Annotated in this window: 8 protein-coding genes; 5 read left to right on the top strand and 3 right to left on the bottom strand. The window is 48.7% G+C overall.

The genetic code is table 11. The annotated features are described in order from the left end of the window. Positions 1-7 precede the first annotated feature (7 nt). Together nagZ and XMD579_RS04495 are read left to right on the top strand one after the other, a co-directional pair. The gene (nagZ, locus tag XMD579_RS04490) at positions 8-1,009 is read left to right on the top strand and encodes a beta-N-acetylhexosaminidase (RefSeq protein WP_173481527.1); all 1,002 of its coding nucleotides are present in this window, start codon (positions 8-10) and stop codon (positions 1,007-1,009) included. Between the two features lie 24 nt (positions 1,010-1,033). Further along, a complete protein-coding gene (locus XMD579_RS04495) occupies positions 1,034-2,140 on the top strand; it encodes a mechanosensitive ion channel family protein (RefSeq protein ID WP_371815182.1) in 1,107 nt (368 codons plus the stop codon). On the opposite strand, the gene XMD579_RS04500 is transcribed toward XMD579_RS04495, so the two are convergent. Continuing rightward, positions 2,137-2,802, bottom strand: coding sequence for a CsiV family protein (locus XMD579_RS04500; protein WP_173505927.1), 666 nt, complete (start codon positions 2,800-2,802; stop codon positions 2,137-2,139). The two genes, XMD579_RS04495 and XMD579_RS04500, sit on opposite strands and share 4 nt — an antisense overlap. 25 nt (positions 2,803-2,827) lie before the next feature. Continuing rightward, positions 2,828-6,277: a transcription-repair coupling factor gene (gene mfd / locus XMD579_RS04505; protein ID WP_173505928.1), complete on the bottom strand. Its 3,450-nt coding sequence runs from the start codon at positions 6,275-6,277 to the stop codon at positions 2,828-2,830. Positions 6,278-6,586: 309 nt separating this feature from the next. On the opposite strand from mfd, the gene XMD579_RS04510 reads away from it, so the two are divergent. From XMD579_RS04510 to XMD579_RS04520, 3 genes are all read left to right on the top strand, one after another. Further along, complete coding sequence (locus tag XMD579_RS04510) at positions 6,587-9,916, top strand: hybrid sensor histidine kinase/response regulator (RefSeq protein WP_173505929.1); 3,330 nt, start codon at positions 6,587-6,589, stop codon at positions 9,914-9,916. A gap of 63 nt (positions 9,917-9,979) precedes the next feature. Continuing rightward, positions 9,980-10,927 carry an AEC family transporter gene (locus tag XMD579_RS04515; protein WP_173494373.1) on the top strand — a complete coding sequence of 316 codons (948 nt, stop codon included), beginning with the start codon at positions 9,980-9,982 and terminating at the stop codon, positions 10,925-10,927. Positions 10,928-10,971: 44 nt separating this feature from the next. Next, on the top strand, positions 10,972-12,321 hold the full coding sequence (locus XMD579_RS04520; protein ID WP_173505930.1) for a class II 3-deoxy-7-phosphoheptulonate synthase: 1,350 nt from the start codon (positions 10,972-10,974) through the stop codon (positions 12,319-12,321). Between the two features lie 550 nt (positions 12,322-12,871). Here the strand turns inward: XMD579_RS04520 and XMD579_RS04525 are convergent. After that, a complete protein-coding gene (locus XMD579_RS04525) occupies positions 12,872-13,804 on the bottom strand; it encodes a LysR family transcriptional regulator (protein ID WP_173481522.1) in 933 nt (310 codons plus the stop codon). Positions 13,805-14,002 lie beyond the last annotated feature (198 nt).

Raw genomic sequence — 14,002 nt, forward strand, 5'->3', positions numbered from 1 at the left:
GAGAGTAATGAGCAGTGGCGCCCTAATGCTGGATATTGCTGGGACTGAGTTAACGCCCGCTGAGGTTGAGACGCTCAAGTCTCCCCAAGTGGGAGGGTTGATTCTATTTGCTCGTAACTACCAAAACCCTGCACAACTTCGACAGCTCATGACGTCGATCCGTCAGGTCCGTCCTGACCTGTTAGTGGCGGTCGACCAAGAGGGTGGTCGTGTGCAGCGATTTAAAGAGGGCTTCACCCGACTGCCACCAATGCGAGTATTCAGTGAAGCTTGGCAAGAGAACCCTAGCAAAGCGGTCGCTTGGGCTCATGAGTTTGGCTGGTTGATGGCTACAGAGTTGCGCGACTATGACATCGATATCTCATTCGCCCCTGTGTTAGATCTCGATTACGGCCACTCAGAGGTGATCGGCGACCGTTCGTTTGGCAGCGATAGCGAACAGGTTGAAGCACTGGCGGGAGCCTTCATGTCAGGCATGCATGAAGCGGGCATGGCGACCACGGGTAAGCACTTTCCAGGGCATGGCTGGGTGGAGGTGGATTCACATTTGGGTCTTCCAGAAGATCAGCGCAGTTTTGCTGAGATAGATGCTCAAGACCTACAGCCCTTTGCCAAGTTGATTAAACGCGGCTTGGATGCGGTCATGCCGGCCCATATTAAATACACCAGTGTCTGCTCACAGCCCGCAGGCTTCTCAGAGTTTTGGTTGCAACGCCAACTGCGTGAGCGATTAAGTTTTGATGGCGTGATCTTCAGTGATGATCTCTCTATGGAGGGGGCAGCAGAGACTGGCAGTTATTCTGATAGAGCCGACGCCGCGCTGGCAGCTGGCTGTGACATGGTGCTTGTCTGCAACGCACCCGAGCGTGCGCAAGAGGTGTTGCAGCACCTAACCAACCTTGGGCACACTGGTTCTGATCGAATTGTAAGAATGCGTGCTAGACCTAAGCGCCCGAGTGATTCTGAACGCTTGGCTCGCGTAAGAACGATGGCGAAAGAGTTGGTCTAACTGTTTGATTATTGGAGTTTTTAAGTGACTGAATTGTTAAGTTGGGTGCTTAACCCACTGTTAAATGCCATTCCGGCCTTGAATCAATATCAGTGGTTGCTACAAGGCGCTGTGATTCTGTTGATGACACTGATCGTCTCTCTAGTCAGCAATACCTTGTTGAATCGACTGATTCCCTTCATCAATAATCTCTCGTCCGTTTGGAATCAGGTGTTCATTGATACCGTGCGTGCCCCTTTAAGTCTTCTAGTCTGGGTGGTGGGTTTTACGCTCTCACTCGATATTGCCGCTCGAGCACTGGACGAGATAGACCTGGTTCTGACGCAATCTTTGCGCTCACTAGCGTATATTCTGTTAGCGGCATGGACGTTGATCCGTCTAATTAAGCGGGTTGAGCAGCAGTTAGTGGATGGCGTTTCTGGTCGTCCTGGTGTTGATCGAACCACCGCTGATGCGGTCGCAAAACTACTGCGATTAACCGTCCTTCTGTTTGCGGGTTTGGTGCTGCTTCAACATTTGGGCGTCAGTGTCTCAGGCATACTAGCGTTCGGTGGTGTTGGTGGTTTGGCTGTCGGTTTTGCCGCAAAGGACCTACTGGCTAACTTCTTCGGTGGGTTGATGATCTACATGGATCGCCCCTTCAAAGTGGGGGATTGGATTCGCTCCCCCGACAAAGAGATTGAGGGTACAGTTGAAGAGATCGGCTGGCGCTTAACCCGAATTCGCACCTTTGATAAACGACCGCTCTACGTCCCTAACTCAACCTTCGCCAGTATTGCCGTTGAGAATCCATCGCGTATGACCAACCGTCGTATCTATGAAACCATTGGTGTTCGTTATGACGATGCGGCTGTGGTTGAGCAGATTGTTGCAGATATTAAATCGATGTTGCAGAGCCATGCTGACATCGATCAGAGCCAAACTCTGATCGTAAACCTGAACCACTTTGGTGCCTCATCAATCGATATCATGGTCTACACCTTTACCAAAACGGTTAACTGGGTGGAGTTCCACTCGGTTAAGCAGGATGTACTGGTTAAGATTATCAATCTGGTTGAAGCGCGTGGCGCAGAGATCGCTTTCCCAACCTCTACGATTCATATTGCCCCGAATGAGGCGCCGTCGAACTAGTTTAGGGTGTTTTCTGTCTCTGTTGAGGTCACCAGATCGGTGACCTCCATCTCAACCGCTTCGACCGGTCTAAAGAGTACCAGCATTCCCAGAACGGGGTGATCGATGTAGTGCAGATCCTTCGATCGCATGCGACGTGACTCCTCAAAACGGATCGTTTCAGCGGGCTCGTCGGTCAAGCTTAAACCGTTAGGGTAGTAGTTGATCGATGGGTAGATATGCAGATAACGCTGACGCTCAATGCGTAATGTACCTTCGAAGTTTCCAAATGCATCCAATAACAGAGTGGTGCGGTTAGCGCCAGGTTTAAACTGATCCAGCCAGCTATTGTGGTAGAGCAGCTCATACCCTTTTTGCGCCAATCGATTGGCTTGTTCAGTCAATGCAAAGGTGGTTATTGGCAACTCTTCATTCAGGGCTAAGGGTTCGCCATCATTGACGAGAGGAAGCTCAGCGTTGGTGAATTCTATACTTTCTAAGTCGGCAGGCCAGGTTTCGCTCTCTTTGTCGGCTTCAGCCTGTTTGAAAATAACCACTTCAACAGTGTAGAGACTCTCTTCACTGATCAGTTCAGGGGCAACCGCTAGCTTGACCGCCTCATCGTCAGCCACGGCTTGGCCGATACCAGCCAATAGCAAAAGGGTCGTTGCAATCACTCTCACTTTAATATGCTCCTGAAGGTTCAAATCAATCACTTGCCGGTGTCAGTGTATCAAGCAGCGCTTCAACTGTCTGGAATCGAGTTTCACTGTTTTCCATCGGTACACTGAACTTAAACGCGGTAGCCCCATCGAGTTTATAGACCTTTGGCTGTGTCTGCACCAGTTTTACAAGGGTGTAAGGATCGACACAGGTCTCCTCAGCAAACTCCAAGCGTCCTGACCCAGCGCCAGCATCCAACTTGATAATATCGAGTTTTTCAGCCCGCAACTTGATTGAAGTCTGTCGAATTAGGTTCTGAAGAGGCGTTGGTAGCAGACCAAAGCGATCAATCATCTCCACCTGAAGCTCACGCAACTCTTCGTCATTGGCTGCATTGGCAATGCGTTTATAGAGCGTCAATCGGTTATGCACATCCGGCAGATAGTCATCGGGAATCAGTGCCGGTAGGTGCAAGTTTACTTCACAGCCGTGATGAAGAGGCTGATCAAAGTTGGGTGTTTTACCCTCTTTAATCGACTCTACTGCTTGCTCTAGCATCTCCATGTAGAGGGAGAAACCAATTGTCTGCATTTGACCCGACTGCTCTTCACCTAACAGCTCACCGGCACCCCGTATCTCAAGGTCGTGGGTTGCTAGGGTAAAGCCTGCCCCTAGAGTGCTCGCTTCGACAATCGCCTCCAGACGTTTGGTGGCATCTGAGGTCATCGCCTTGTGGTGCGGTGTAAGCAGGTAAGCGTAAGCCTGATGATGCGAACGACCGACTCGTCCACGCAACTGGTGCAATTGAGCCAGACCAAATTTATCAGCGCGATCGATGATGATCGTATTGGCGTTAGGAACGTCGATACCGGTTTCGATGATGGTGGTGGAGACCAATACGTTGAATCGCTTGTGATAGAAGTCACTCATCACCTGTTCCAGTTCACGCTCCCGCATCTGGCCATGGCCGATACCAATACGGGCCTCTGGAATCAGCTCACCCAACTCTTTAGCGGTCTGCTCAATGGTTTTCACTTCATTATGCAGATAGTAGACCTGACCACCGCGAAGCAATTCACGCAGAATGGCCTCTTTAATCAGCGCTGGATCTGATTGACGCACAAAGGTTTTAACCGATAGACGCTTAGCCGGTGCCGTCGCGATGATCGATAGGTCACGCATGCCCGACATCGCCATGTTCAGCGTACGAGGGATAGGGGTCGCGGTCAGCGTGAGAATATCAACCTCAGAGCGAAGCGACTTGAGTTTCTCTTTCTGCTGAACACCAAAACGGTGCTCCTCATCAATTATTAACAGCCCTAGGTTGCTGAATTTCAAATCGCCCTGAATCAGTTTATGTGTACCAATCAAAATATCGACCTGACCGGCCTCTACCTTGGCTGCGATCTGATCCTGTTGTTTGCCTGTTTTGAAGCGAGAGATCAGATCGATCTCCATGGGCCAGTCGGCGAAACGATCACGGAAATTCTCAAAGTGCTGTTGGGCGAGTAGGGTAGTTGGTACCAATACAGCGACCTGTTTGCCCGCTTGTGCCGCAATGAAGGCGGCCCGCATCGCGACCTCGGTCTTACCAAAACCAACATCACCACAGACCAAGCGATCCATAGGTTGAACGGCTTGCATGTCTCGGCGCACCGCCTCAATGGCCATCGCTTGATCTGGCGTCTCCTCGAACGGGAATGCACGAGAGAATTGATCGTACATGGCATCATCGATGCTGTACTGATACCCCTGTCGAGCGGCACGACGTGCATAGATGTCTAACAGCTCTGCAGCAGCATCACGTACCTTCTCGGCCGCTTTACGGCGCGCTTTGGACCACTGCTCTGTGCCAAGACGGTGCAGCGGTGCAGACTCTTCACTGGCACCGGTGTATCGGCTAATCAGATGCAGAGAGGAGACCGGAACATAGAGTTTGGCATCATTCGCGTACTGCAGGGTCAGAAACTCGGTGGCTGATCCATCCAAATCGATCGTCTGCAGACCGAGATAGCGACCTACGCCGTGATCAATGTGGACCACAGGATTCCCGACGCTCAGTTCAGACAGTGATTTAACGGCTTGGTCGGCATCGCTCTGTTCACGCTGGCGACGACGACGTTGGAAGACCTGATTGCCAAACAGCTGTGCCTCCGAGATCACCTCAAATTGATCACTGATGGCAAGACCCTGTTCAAGCGGTGCAACGCTTATTGCGAGTGACTCATTGCTGTTTTGAAAAGCGTGCCAGCTGTCGAGTTGCACAGGCTTGATCGACATCGCTTGCAGTTGCGTTAATAGAGATTCACGACGGCCCGCTGATTCAGCAAGAATGAGAACCGGAGTAGTGGCTTTGTCTAGGTGATTGGCCAGTGGGCGCAGAGGCTCTGCCGCAGTGGGAGAGGTGCTTAAACTGGGAGGTTCAGTCGCACCGATATTCTCACGCCCCGGTTTAACCTCTTCAGGCTCAGCACTTAGTCGGATTCCCGGCCAACGTTTTAGGTCACTTGCCAAGTTATCCGGTGTTAAAAAGAGCTCATCTGGCGTCAAGATTGGGCGAGTGATATCGCCTTGGCGTTCGTTATGTCGACTTACCACACCGCTGTGGAATTGTGATGCGGCCTCCAGTATCCCTTTCTGCTGAATCACTAGGGTTGATTCAGGAAGGTAATCGAACAGGGTAGAGCACTGCTCAAAGAAGAGCGGCAGATAGTACTCGATACCCGCCGGTGCTAAACCGCTTGAGATGTCCTGGTAGATAGGGCAGTTGCCATAATCGACATCAAATCGTTGACGCCAACGCTGTTTAAAGCCATCAATCGCGTTGGAGTGAAAAGGGTATTCACGCGCCGGCAAAATGCGAATGCGCTCGATCTGTTCAATGGAGCGTTGTGTCTCCGGATCGAATGTTCTTAGAGTATCGATCTCATCATCAAATAGGTCGATACGAAGAGGCGCGCTAGTGCCAGTAGGGTAGAGATCAATAATGGCGCCACGTACAGCAAATTCACCGTGCTCATAGACGGTGTCGACCAGGTTATACCCTGCATCGATCAGTTGCTCTCGCATCCTGTCGGCGTCTAATTGCTGACCTTTCTCAAGCCAGAAGACATTACCACTGACAAACTCTTTAGGAGCGACACGCTGCATTGCCGTCGAAGCAGGCACTACAATGACACCTGACTTTAAACCTTGAAGTCGGTACAGCGTTTCTAAACGAGTGGAGGTAATATCCTGGTGTGGAGAGAAGCTATCGTAAGCTAGGGTTTCCCAGTCTGGAAAGAGCATCACAGGCAGAGAGTCACCGGCAAAAAAGCGTATCTCACGACGAATACGGCTAGCGCTCTCACTGTCGTTGCAGAGCATCAGAATAGGTCCCTGATGCTTGTCGCGTATCTGATCGATTAGCCAACCGGTGGCGGCCCCTTTTACATCACCAATACGGCGCAAATCACCGGCTTTAGTTGGGGCAATAAACTGATCTAGACCTGACAATCCTGGACTCCAGTGAAAATAGCATGAGAAAGATTCTATTGTAGCGATCAATCAGTAATTAGGGCAGGTAAGTAGAGAAAAAATCACAGTTTTTTCCTGCAATTCCTGGGCTTGTGAGCTCCGAAAAAGTTAAATTTTTAGGTTCTGCATTCTAGCTAGCTCAATGCTAATAGCCCAGCCTTATGGTTTTTTATTCGCTTGGTTTTTTGTGATTAATTGGCATAAAACTTGCTTAATTTGCCGTAACAGAAGTTTTTTTCAGTCGTTTATTCAAGCAGACGGTTTACAGAATAGGTAAAGAATAGCGTTATGCATTTGTTAAAGAGAGTGAATCCAGAGAGTTGGTTTTCAAAAATCAGTAGCGACGAACTTAGAGCACAGCGTTTTACTGGCATGGGATATATTGCTGTGTTGTTGATGGCGATGGTCACTCGCACTTTGCCACTACTTGTTGAAACTGGATGGAGTACAGCACAGTGGGTTGTATTCCCTATCGTTATGACGCTGCTAGCTTCAACATTCATACAACTTGCTAGGGGCGCTAAGTCTGGCCGCTTATTACTCACTACAGTTGTCTGGTTGCTATTGCCACTCTTCGCTTTTGGTCTGTTAACAGTGGACTACACCCCCTTTTCGATGGTTCCAGGTTCGATGTTGATTGCTATGTTCTTGCTTCCCAATCAGCACCGTCGTTTTTATCTCTATCTTGGGTTACTAGCACTTCTAATCATTACCTTGCAAAAATTTAACGATGATCAATTGTTGTTCGGATTACGGTCTCTCAGTGCGGCTCTGGTCGGTGGTTTGGTTTTTATTAGGATGTTAGAGGGTGAAAAAGCCGTTACAGAAAGTGGAAGATATGAATTAAGAGACTTTATAGGTCTTTTTGCTGCTTTAGGTGTGCTTGTAGTACCTGTTTTGGGGCTAGTCTCTAATGACTTTGGATTCTCTAATCCAGAGGGAACTTTGATGGCAGCGTGTCTTTTTATTGGTCACGCAGCAGTCAGCAAATTTTATCCAGCCTACCCACACAGGGCAAAATTGTTTCTTATTCTTTTCTGGTTAGTCACGGTCTACGAGTTATACACCAATCAAGAGTCGGGGATGCTGTTCCTCCCTGCAGCTGCAGTTGCTGTCTATTTTGTTGCTCCAGTGAAACTGGCGAGGCGTTTTATGCTATCGCTGGTGGTTGTAATTTTGTTGGGATTTGTACAATTTTTTGATGTTGAAGAGTTAGAACTTTTCCCGCGACTATTTATTTTAGCGCTGGTATGTTGGTTGGTTGTTGAACTGGTGGTCGTTAAGCAAGCGCAAGTTGAGCAAAAAAAGCCTACTGATTTAAATCCTGAAGGCTCAAACCCGATTAGTACCCTGTTGACCCGTACTGCCGTGTTTACTGTGCTTATCACAACCCTTGTTTTGATGGCTCTGGTGCCAATCATTCAGCACATCGATCGCGCACGTTACCAAGAACAGCTCCAATTTGCTGCTTCACACTTAGATTCAAATTTACACCAATTTAACCAACAGCTTCTGCGTTTTGTGAGCGAAATTCACGTCCGTGCTTCTTCAAGCTTAAGTCAGAACTATTTGACAGGTCGTCCGGAGAACTTGCGTCTACTGTTGGAGCAAGAGCTAGTCTCAGTTATAGATAATGACCCGTTCGTTTTGCAAGCGAGGCTTCTAGACTTAAATGGATTGGAGCTAATTAGAGCTAACCGTTCCGCTGTTGGAGTCTATGTAGTGAAACAAACTGAGCTTCAGGATAAATCTAGCCGTGCCTACTTTTTTGAAGCCAAAGCCTTAGGATTAGATGAGATCTATGTCTCTGAAATTGATCTCAATGTTGAAAATGGTGTTGTAGAGGTTCCACATCAGCCTGTGATTCGCCTCGCCGTACCTGCCTTCGATACATTGGGCAATAAACGTGGCGTTTGGATTTATAACTATGATGCGGCCTCCTTCCTTCAAATTTATGCTCAGTATGACCCGCATAAAGAGGAGCAAAACTTCATAGCAACTAAGAGCGGTTCAATGGTTTTGGCGCCTGAGGGTTTTCCTCTCTGGGCTGACTCTTTAAATTTAAAGGATGCTCGCGTTGGCGATTTCTACCCCGCTTTATGGGAGCAGACGGCGCTAATTGAGGTGGGTGATTCTTCACAGGTTTTTGAGTTTGAGGATAAGGTCGCATTCTTTCAACGCGCTGATCCTAGCAAAGATTTAACAACCCTCATGCAGCAGGAGTTGAATGTAAACCACATAGATACCAAGAGCATTAATAAAATTAAGCTAAGCCATCCTCTCTATTTTATACAGATATTACCGAAAGCAACCCTTTCGCAATTTGCGCTAATTGGCAGCCCCATTGCACTCTTTTGGTTAGTAGTGACGTTCATTTTGATTTTGCTGGTCGCCTTTTCAATTGCTTCGTTGTTGGCACGCTCAGAAGAGTTGAGCAGGCAAGGTCAAAAACTTGAAAACGCTCTTTCACTGGCGGAAGAGTCCGCGGAGGCTAAGGGGCGTTTTCTTGCGACCATGAGTCATGAGATACGTACGCCTCTCAATGGGGTATTGGGTATGTTGGTGTTGGCTAAAGAGGAGTGTGTTGATACGCAACTCAAGTCTCGCCTCAATTTGATTGAGTCCTCTGCTAATGCGCTGCGTAACATAGTGGATGATATTTTGGATATCTCGAGGCTGGAACAGGGCGGAATAATGCTGGAAAAACGCAGTTTTTCGCCCAAATCGATGCTCGAAGAGGTTTCGGCATTGTTTAAGCCAGTTGCCCAGCAAAAGGGTGTGGAACTCCTCATGCAGAGCAGCTTAGAGAGGGTTAACCTACTCGGCGATAACCATCGTATTAAACAGATATTGTCTAACCTTGTGGGTAATGCCATTAAATTTACTGAACAGGGTAGCGTAACTATTCGTTCTGAACTTATTGATGCTCAAGGTGTAAAGCCGCGCTGGCAGATCGCTGTTGAAGATACAGGTATAGGTATGGGCGCCGATCAGATCGAAAACTTGTTCGAGCGCTTTACCCAGGCCGATGACTCTATTAGTCGCCGCTTTGGTGGTTCTGGCCTAGGTTTAAGTATCTCCAAGCAGTTGGCTGAATTGATGCAAGGCGGCATCACCGTTACCAGTAAAGAGGGTGAGGGTAGCTGTTTTACCCTGGAGTTACCGGTTGAGCTGGCTTCAGCTGATCAAATCCAAACTGAGGTCCAAGCGCTTAACCCCTTTGATAGTGTTAAAGAATTGGCAGGTAAGCAACTGTTGGTGGTGGATGATAGTCCAACCAACCGCATGGTTGCACAAGGCTTGCTTAACAAGATGGGAATGAAAGTTACGACGGCTGATGGAGGGAAGGCAGCACTGGCTGCAATCCGAGAATCACTACCGGACCTTATTCTCCTAGATATTCACATGCCAGAGATGGATGGTTTGGCAGTGGCTAAAGCTATTCGTGCTGGCGAGGCGGGTGATAAGGCTAAGGCGTTGCCAATTATTGCCCTTACCGCTGCTGCTTTTGAGTCCGATCGTGATAATGCGAAAAAAGCTGGCATGAACGGCTTCATCTCGAAACCGATCAACCCAGCTGAATTAGCTGCAGAGTTGCTAGATCAATTAGCTGATTAGGTGTTACAAGCGTAGAGCCAATAAGGGATAATAATCATCTTTGTTATTCCTATTGGACTCTAAATGAATCACTTCGAGCTCTTTGCTCAAATTTTTGCTGTTACGGCACCCATTTTCTCTCTGGTCATCATCGGATTGTTGCTAAAGCGTTTTAATCTGTTGAGTGATGGCTTCATCAGTGGTGCCTCGATGTTGGTCTACAAGGCGACCCTGCCAACGCTGTTAGGTTTAGCTACTTACCGAGCGGACGTGGTGGGACTGCTTGATTCCGTTCTGTTTGGCTACTACATCCTGGCCAACTTCGCAGTAGTCATACTCATGGGATTCGTCGCTTATCGGTGGATTCGGCCGGATCAGCGTGCTGTCTTTATTCAGGCGGGTTTCAGAGGTAATCATGGCATCATCGCACTGGCGCTGGTATTGAGCCTCTATGGCAATGAGGGGCTGCAAGTGGCCGGATTAATGGCAGGTTTAGCGGGAATCCTAAACAACGGTCTTTCGGTTGTGCTCTTTTCGGTCTTCAGTACACGCTATCGCCCTACGCCATTGGTTGTTGCCAAAGAGGTGGTGCTGAACCCGATGATTATCGGGGTGTTAATTGGTGCGCTGTTGTCACTGTTGCATTTGCGATTGCCACTCTGGGTAGAGGAGTCGGCGCAACTATTCGGCTCTATGTCACTGCCGCTAGCACTGCTCTGCATTGGCGCAACGCTGTCGTTAAAAGCCTTTCGACTGTCGGGTTGGTTGGCCGTCAATGCCACGCTGGTAAAGTTGATTTGGGTGCCGCTGCTGTTCACGGCCATTGGCGCCTACTTGGGTATCAGTGGAATGGAGTTAGGGACTCTGTTTCTGTTTCTCGCATCTCCTACCGCGGCTGCCAGTTATGTGATGGCTAAAATTGCAGGAGATGACGATGAGCTTGCCGCCAACATTATTGTTCTGACGACCTTTGTGTCGATGATCACGATAACTTTCGGGCTCTACCTACTGCAGTTGTTGGCATTAATTTAGTAGACTAGCAACCTCTTTAATCACCACCTAAAGGAATATTTCACATGAGCGTATGGACGCCCAATAGCTGGCGCGATCTGCCGGTTAAACAGTTACCGACTTACCCAGACCTAACGGCACTGCAATCGATTGAGGCTGAGCTGAAACAACAGCCGCCTTTGGTTTTTGCAGGAGAGATCCGATCTTTAAAAGCTGATCTGGCTCGTGTCAGTCGTGGTGAAGCGTTTCTGTTACAGGGTGGTGACTGTGCAGAGAGCTTTAACGAGTTCAGTGCCGATAAGATTAAAGACACGTTTAAACTGCTGATGCAGATGGCCGTTGTATTGGCGTTCTCGGGCAGTTGTCCTGTTGTAAAAGTCGGGCGCATTGCTGGTCAGTTCGCTAAGCCTCGCTCTAGTGATACTGAGACGATTGATGGTGTCGAGCTACCCTCATACCGTGGTGACAACGTCAACTCGGCCGAGTTTACTGCAGAAGCACGGATTCCAGATCCTGAGCGTATGTTGAAGGCTTATCATCAATCCTCAGCCACATTAAACCTACTGCGCGCCTTCTCACGTGGTGGCTTTGCCGATCTGCATCAGGTTCATAAATGGAACCAAGGCTTCGTGTCTCAGTCGCCTGCGCATGAAAAGTATGAAGCGCTAGCCGCACAGATCGATCAAGCGTTGTCGTTCATGGCGGCCTGCGGATTGAATTCTGACAATACGCCGCAACTCTCTGAGACAACACTCTACACCTCTCACGAGGCACTCTTGCTGCCTTATGAAGAGGCATTAACGCGTCAAGACAGTTTGACCAACGGCTGGTATGACTGTTCAGCGCACATGCTCTGGATTGGTGATCGTACTCGCCAGCCTGATCATGCTCACGTGGAGTTCTTGCGCGGTGTTCAAAACCCCGTTGGTGTAAAAGTAGGTCCAACCACTCAAGTGGATGATTTGAAACGTCTTCTGGAGATTTTAAACCCAGAGAACGAAGCAGGTCGTATCAATCTGATTGCCCGCATGGGTGCCGAGAAGATCGGCGATCACCTGCCACAGCTAGTGCGTGCTGTGAATGATCTGGGCGTAAATGTGGTCTGGAGCAACGACCCGATGCACGGCAATACGGTAAAAGCGAGCAGCGGCTACAAAACCCGCTCGGTCGATGCGATCCTCTCAGAGATGAAATCCTTCTTCGAGATTCACAAGGCAGAGGGTAGCTACGCCGGTGGTGTCCACTTTGAGATGACCGGTAACCATGTAACCGAGTGTGTCGGTGGTGCCTACCAAATCACAGAATCTGCCCTAGCAGAACGCTACATCACCCAGTGTGACCCACGCCTCAATGCTGACCAGTCACTTGAGTTAGCGTTTATGATTGCGGATACACTCAAGGCAGCGCGTAGGTAATCTAAGTTGGAGCGGTCTTAAAAAGCCCGCGATCTTTGGTGACAGGCCTTCAGCCTGTCATCCGCTGGTAAGATTTACTAATAATCTGGAAAACGCTGAGAAAGTGGATGTCAGGCTAAAGCCAGACACCGGTGCTCCTAGCTAAGCTTAACTTAATACCTATCGCGGCCTTTTCAAGACCGCTCCAACAGCGCCAGATTCGAATCTGGCACCCCGTTCCCCGTCCGACTGAGAACGAGCACGGTGCTCTTTTTCGTTAAGACGTTGAAAGGATCGAGCCCCGGATGGGCGAGAGTTTCAGCGCCTGCACGGAGCAGGCTTAGAAACACGATGTTTTGTATGCAGATGATGCAGGAGCAAATCATCTGTCTGAAATGTGCCTTTTGATGTTAGAAAAAGAGTATCGCGCGCAGTGTGCCGAAGGCCGAAGGAGCGGGGTGTGTTTTCTTGCTTCTTCTTTGCTCACACAAAGAAGAAGGCTAGCCGACGCTAGTCGGATAGAAATGCGGTTGACAGGCTGAAGGCCAGTCACCGAAAAGATCGCGCAAATCTACTCTAACCGCCCAAACTGCTCAGCTAGGAAGCTCTCTGCACGCTCAAGCATAAAGTATCGGAACGCCTCTGCAGCAGGGGAGAGTACCTTCGATTGTGTATGCACAAGGTTCCAGGCTCTAACAATGGGTGCGCCATCGACATTGAGTATCCCCAGTTTTTGGTGCTCCAGTTCTAAACCGACTGTGTGCTGTGACACAAATCCTATCCCCAGATCGGCCATTACGGCCTGTTTGATCATTTCGTTGGAATCCAGTTCAAACTTATAATGCGGTTCAATACTTCTCCCCTCGAAAAAGCGTTCCATCGCTGCTCGTGTGCCTGAGCCCTCTTCACGAACAATAAACGGGATATCTCGCAGCTCCTCGGGTGTTAACCGCTCATCCAGGCTTCTTAAAAATAACGGGTTTGTGGGCGCGGCCACAAAAACGTGTGGGTGAGCCGCAAAGGGTTCATTTCGGGTCCGCATCTCTTTGGGTGGTCGACCCATAATAGCGAGATCAACTTCATTGTTTTGCAAAGATTTGAGCAGCTGTTCACGATTACCAATCGATAGCTTTATGTCGACGCTCTTATGTTCTTCAATGAATTCAGAAATAAGGTGCATCATGAAGTATTTTGCGGTTCTAACAATCCCTATCGTAATTGTTCCAGCTTCTGCGTGAATTAATCTTGCTGCTGCATCTTCAGCGTCTTTAACGGTCGCTAGAATTCTTCTAGCGTAGACAAGCATATATTCACCGGCTGTGGTCAGCGTGACTTTTTTGCCAGCACGATCAAACAACGGCATGCCTACGTTACTTTCAAGCTCTTTAATTTGCATGGTAATCGCCGGAGGTGTTAGGTGAAGTGATTCCGCGGCTCTAATGAAACTCAGCTGTTTTGCGACTTCGTTAAAGACTCTGAGCTGACGAAAGGTGGTATTACGCACTGGCTCCTCCGATTAATGATTTGAGTTATTTATTGTGGTTAATTCAAGATAGTTAAGATTAACCTTAATGTAAACAGTATCTATTTAATTATTGGTTGAATAGTTATGTTAAGTAATTACTTATCATTTTGATAAGAAAGTCTGTGTTGTTCTTAATATTACTTTCCCATAACGTCTCTCTTAAGCGATTGCTAAGTT

This window comes from Marinobacterium sp. xm-d-579, from assembly GCF_013282935.1.
In the GTDB taxonomy this organism is placed as follows: Bacteria; Pseudomonadota; Gammaproteobacteria; order Pseudomonadales; family Balneatricaceae; genus Marinobacterium_E.

Bases quoted from the DNA above. Each gene is read 5' to 3' on its own strand.
- XMD579_RS04515 (WP_173494373.1), top strand. From the start codon at position 9,980: ATGAATCACTTCGAGCTCTTTGCTCAAATTTTTGCTGTTACGGCACCC.
- XMD579_RS04510 (WP_173505929.1), top strand. From the start codon at position 6,587: ATGCATTTGTTAAAGAGAGTGAATCCAGAGAGTTGGTTTTCAAAAATC.
- nagZ (WP_173481527.1), top strand. From the start codon at position 8: ATGAGCAGTGGCGCCCTAATGCTGGATATTGCTGGGACTGAGTTAACG.
- XMD579_RS04520 (WP_173505930.1), top strand. From the start codon at position 10,972: ATGAGCGTATGGACGCCCAATAGCTGGCGCGATCTGCCGGTTAAACAG.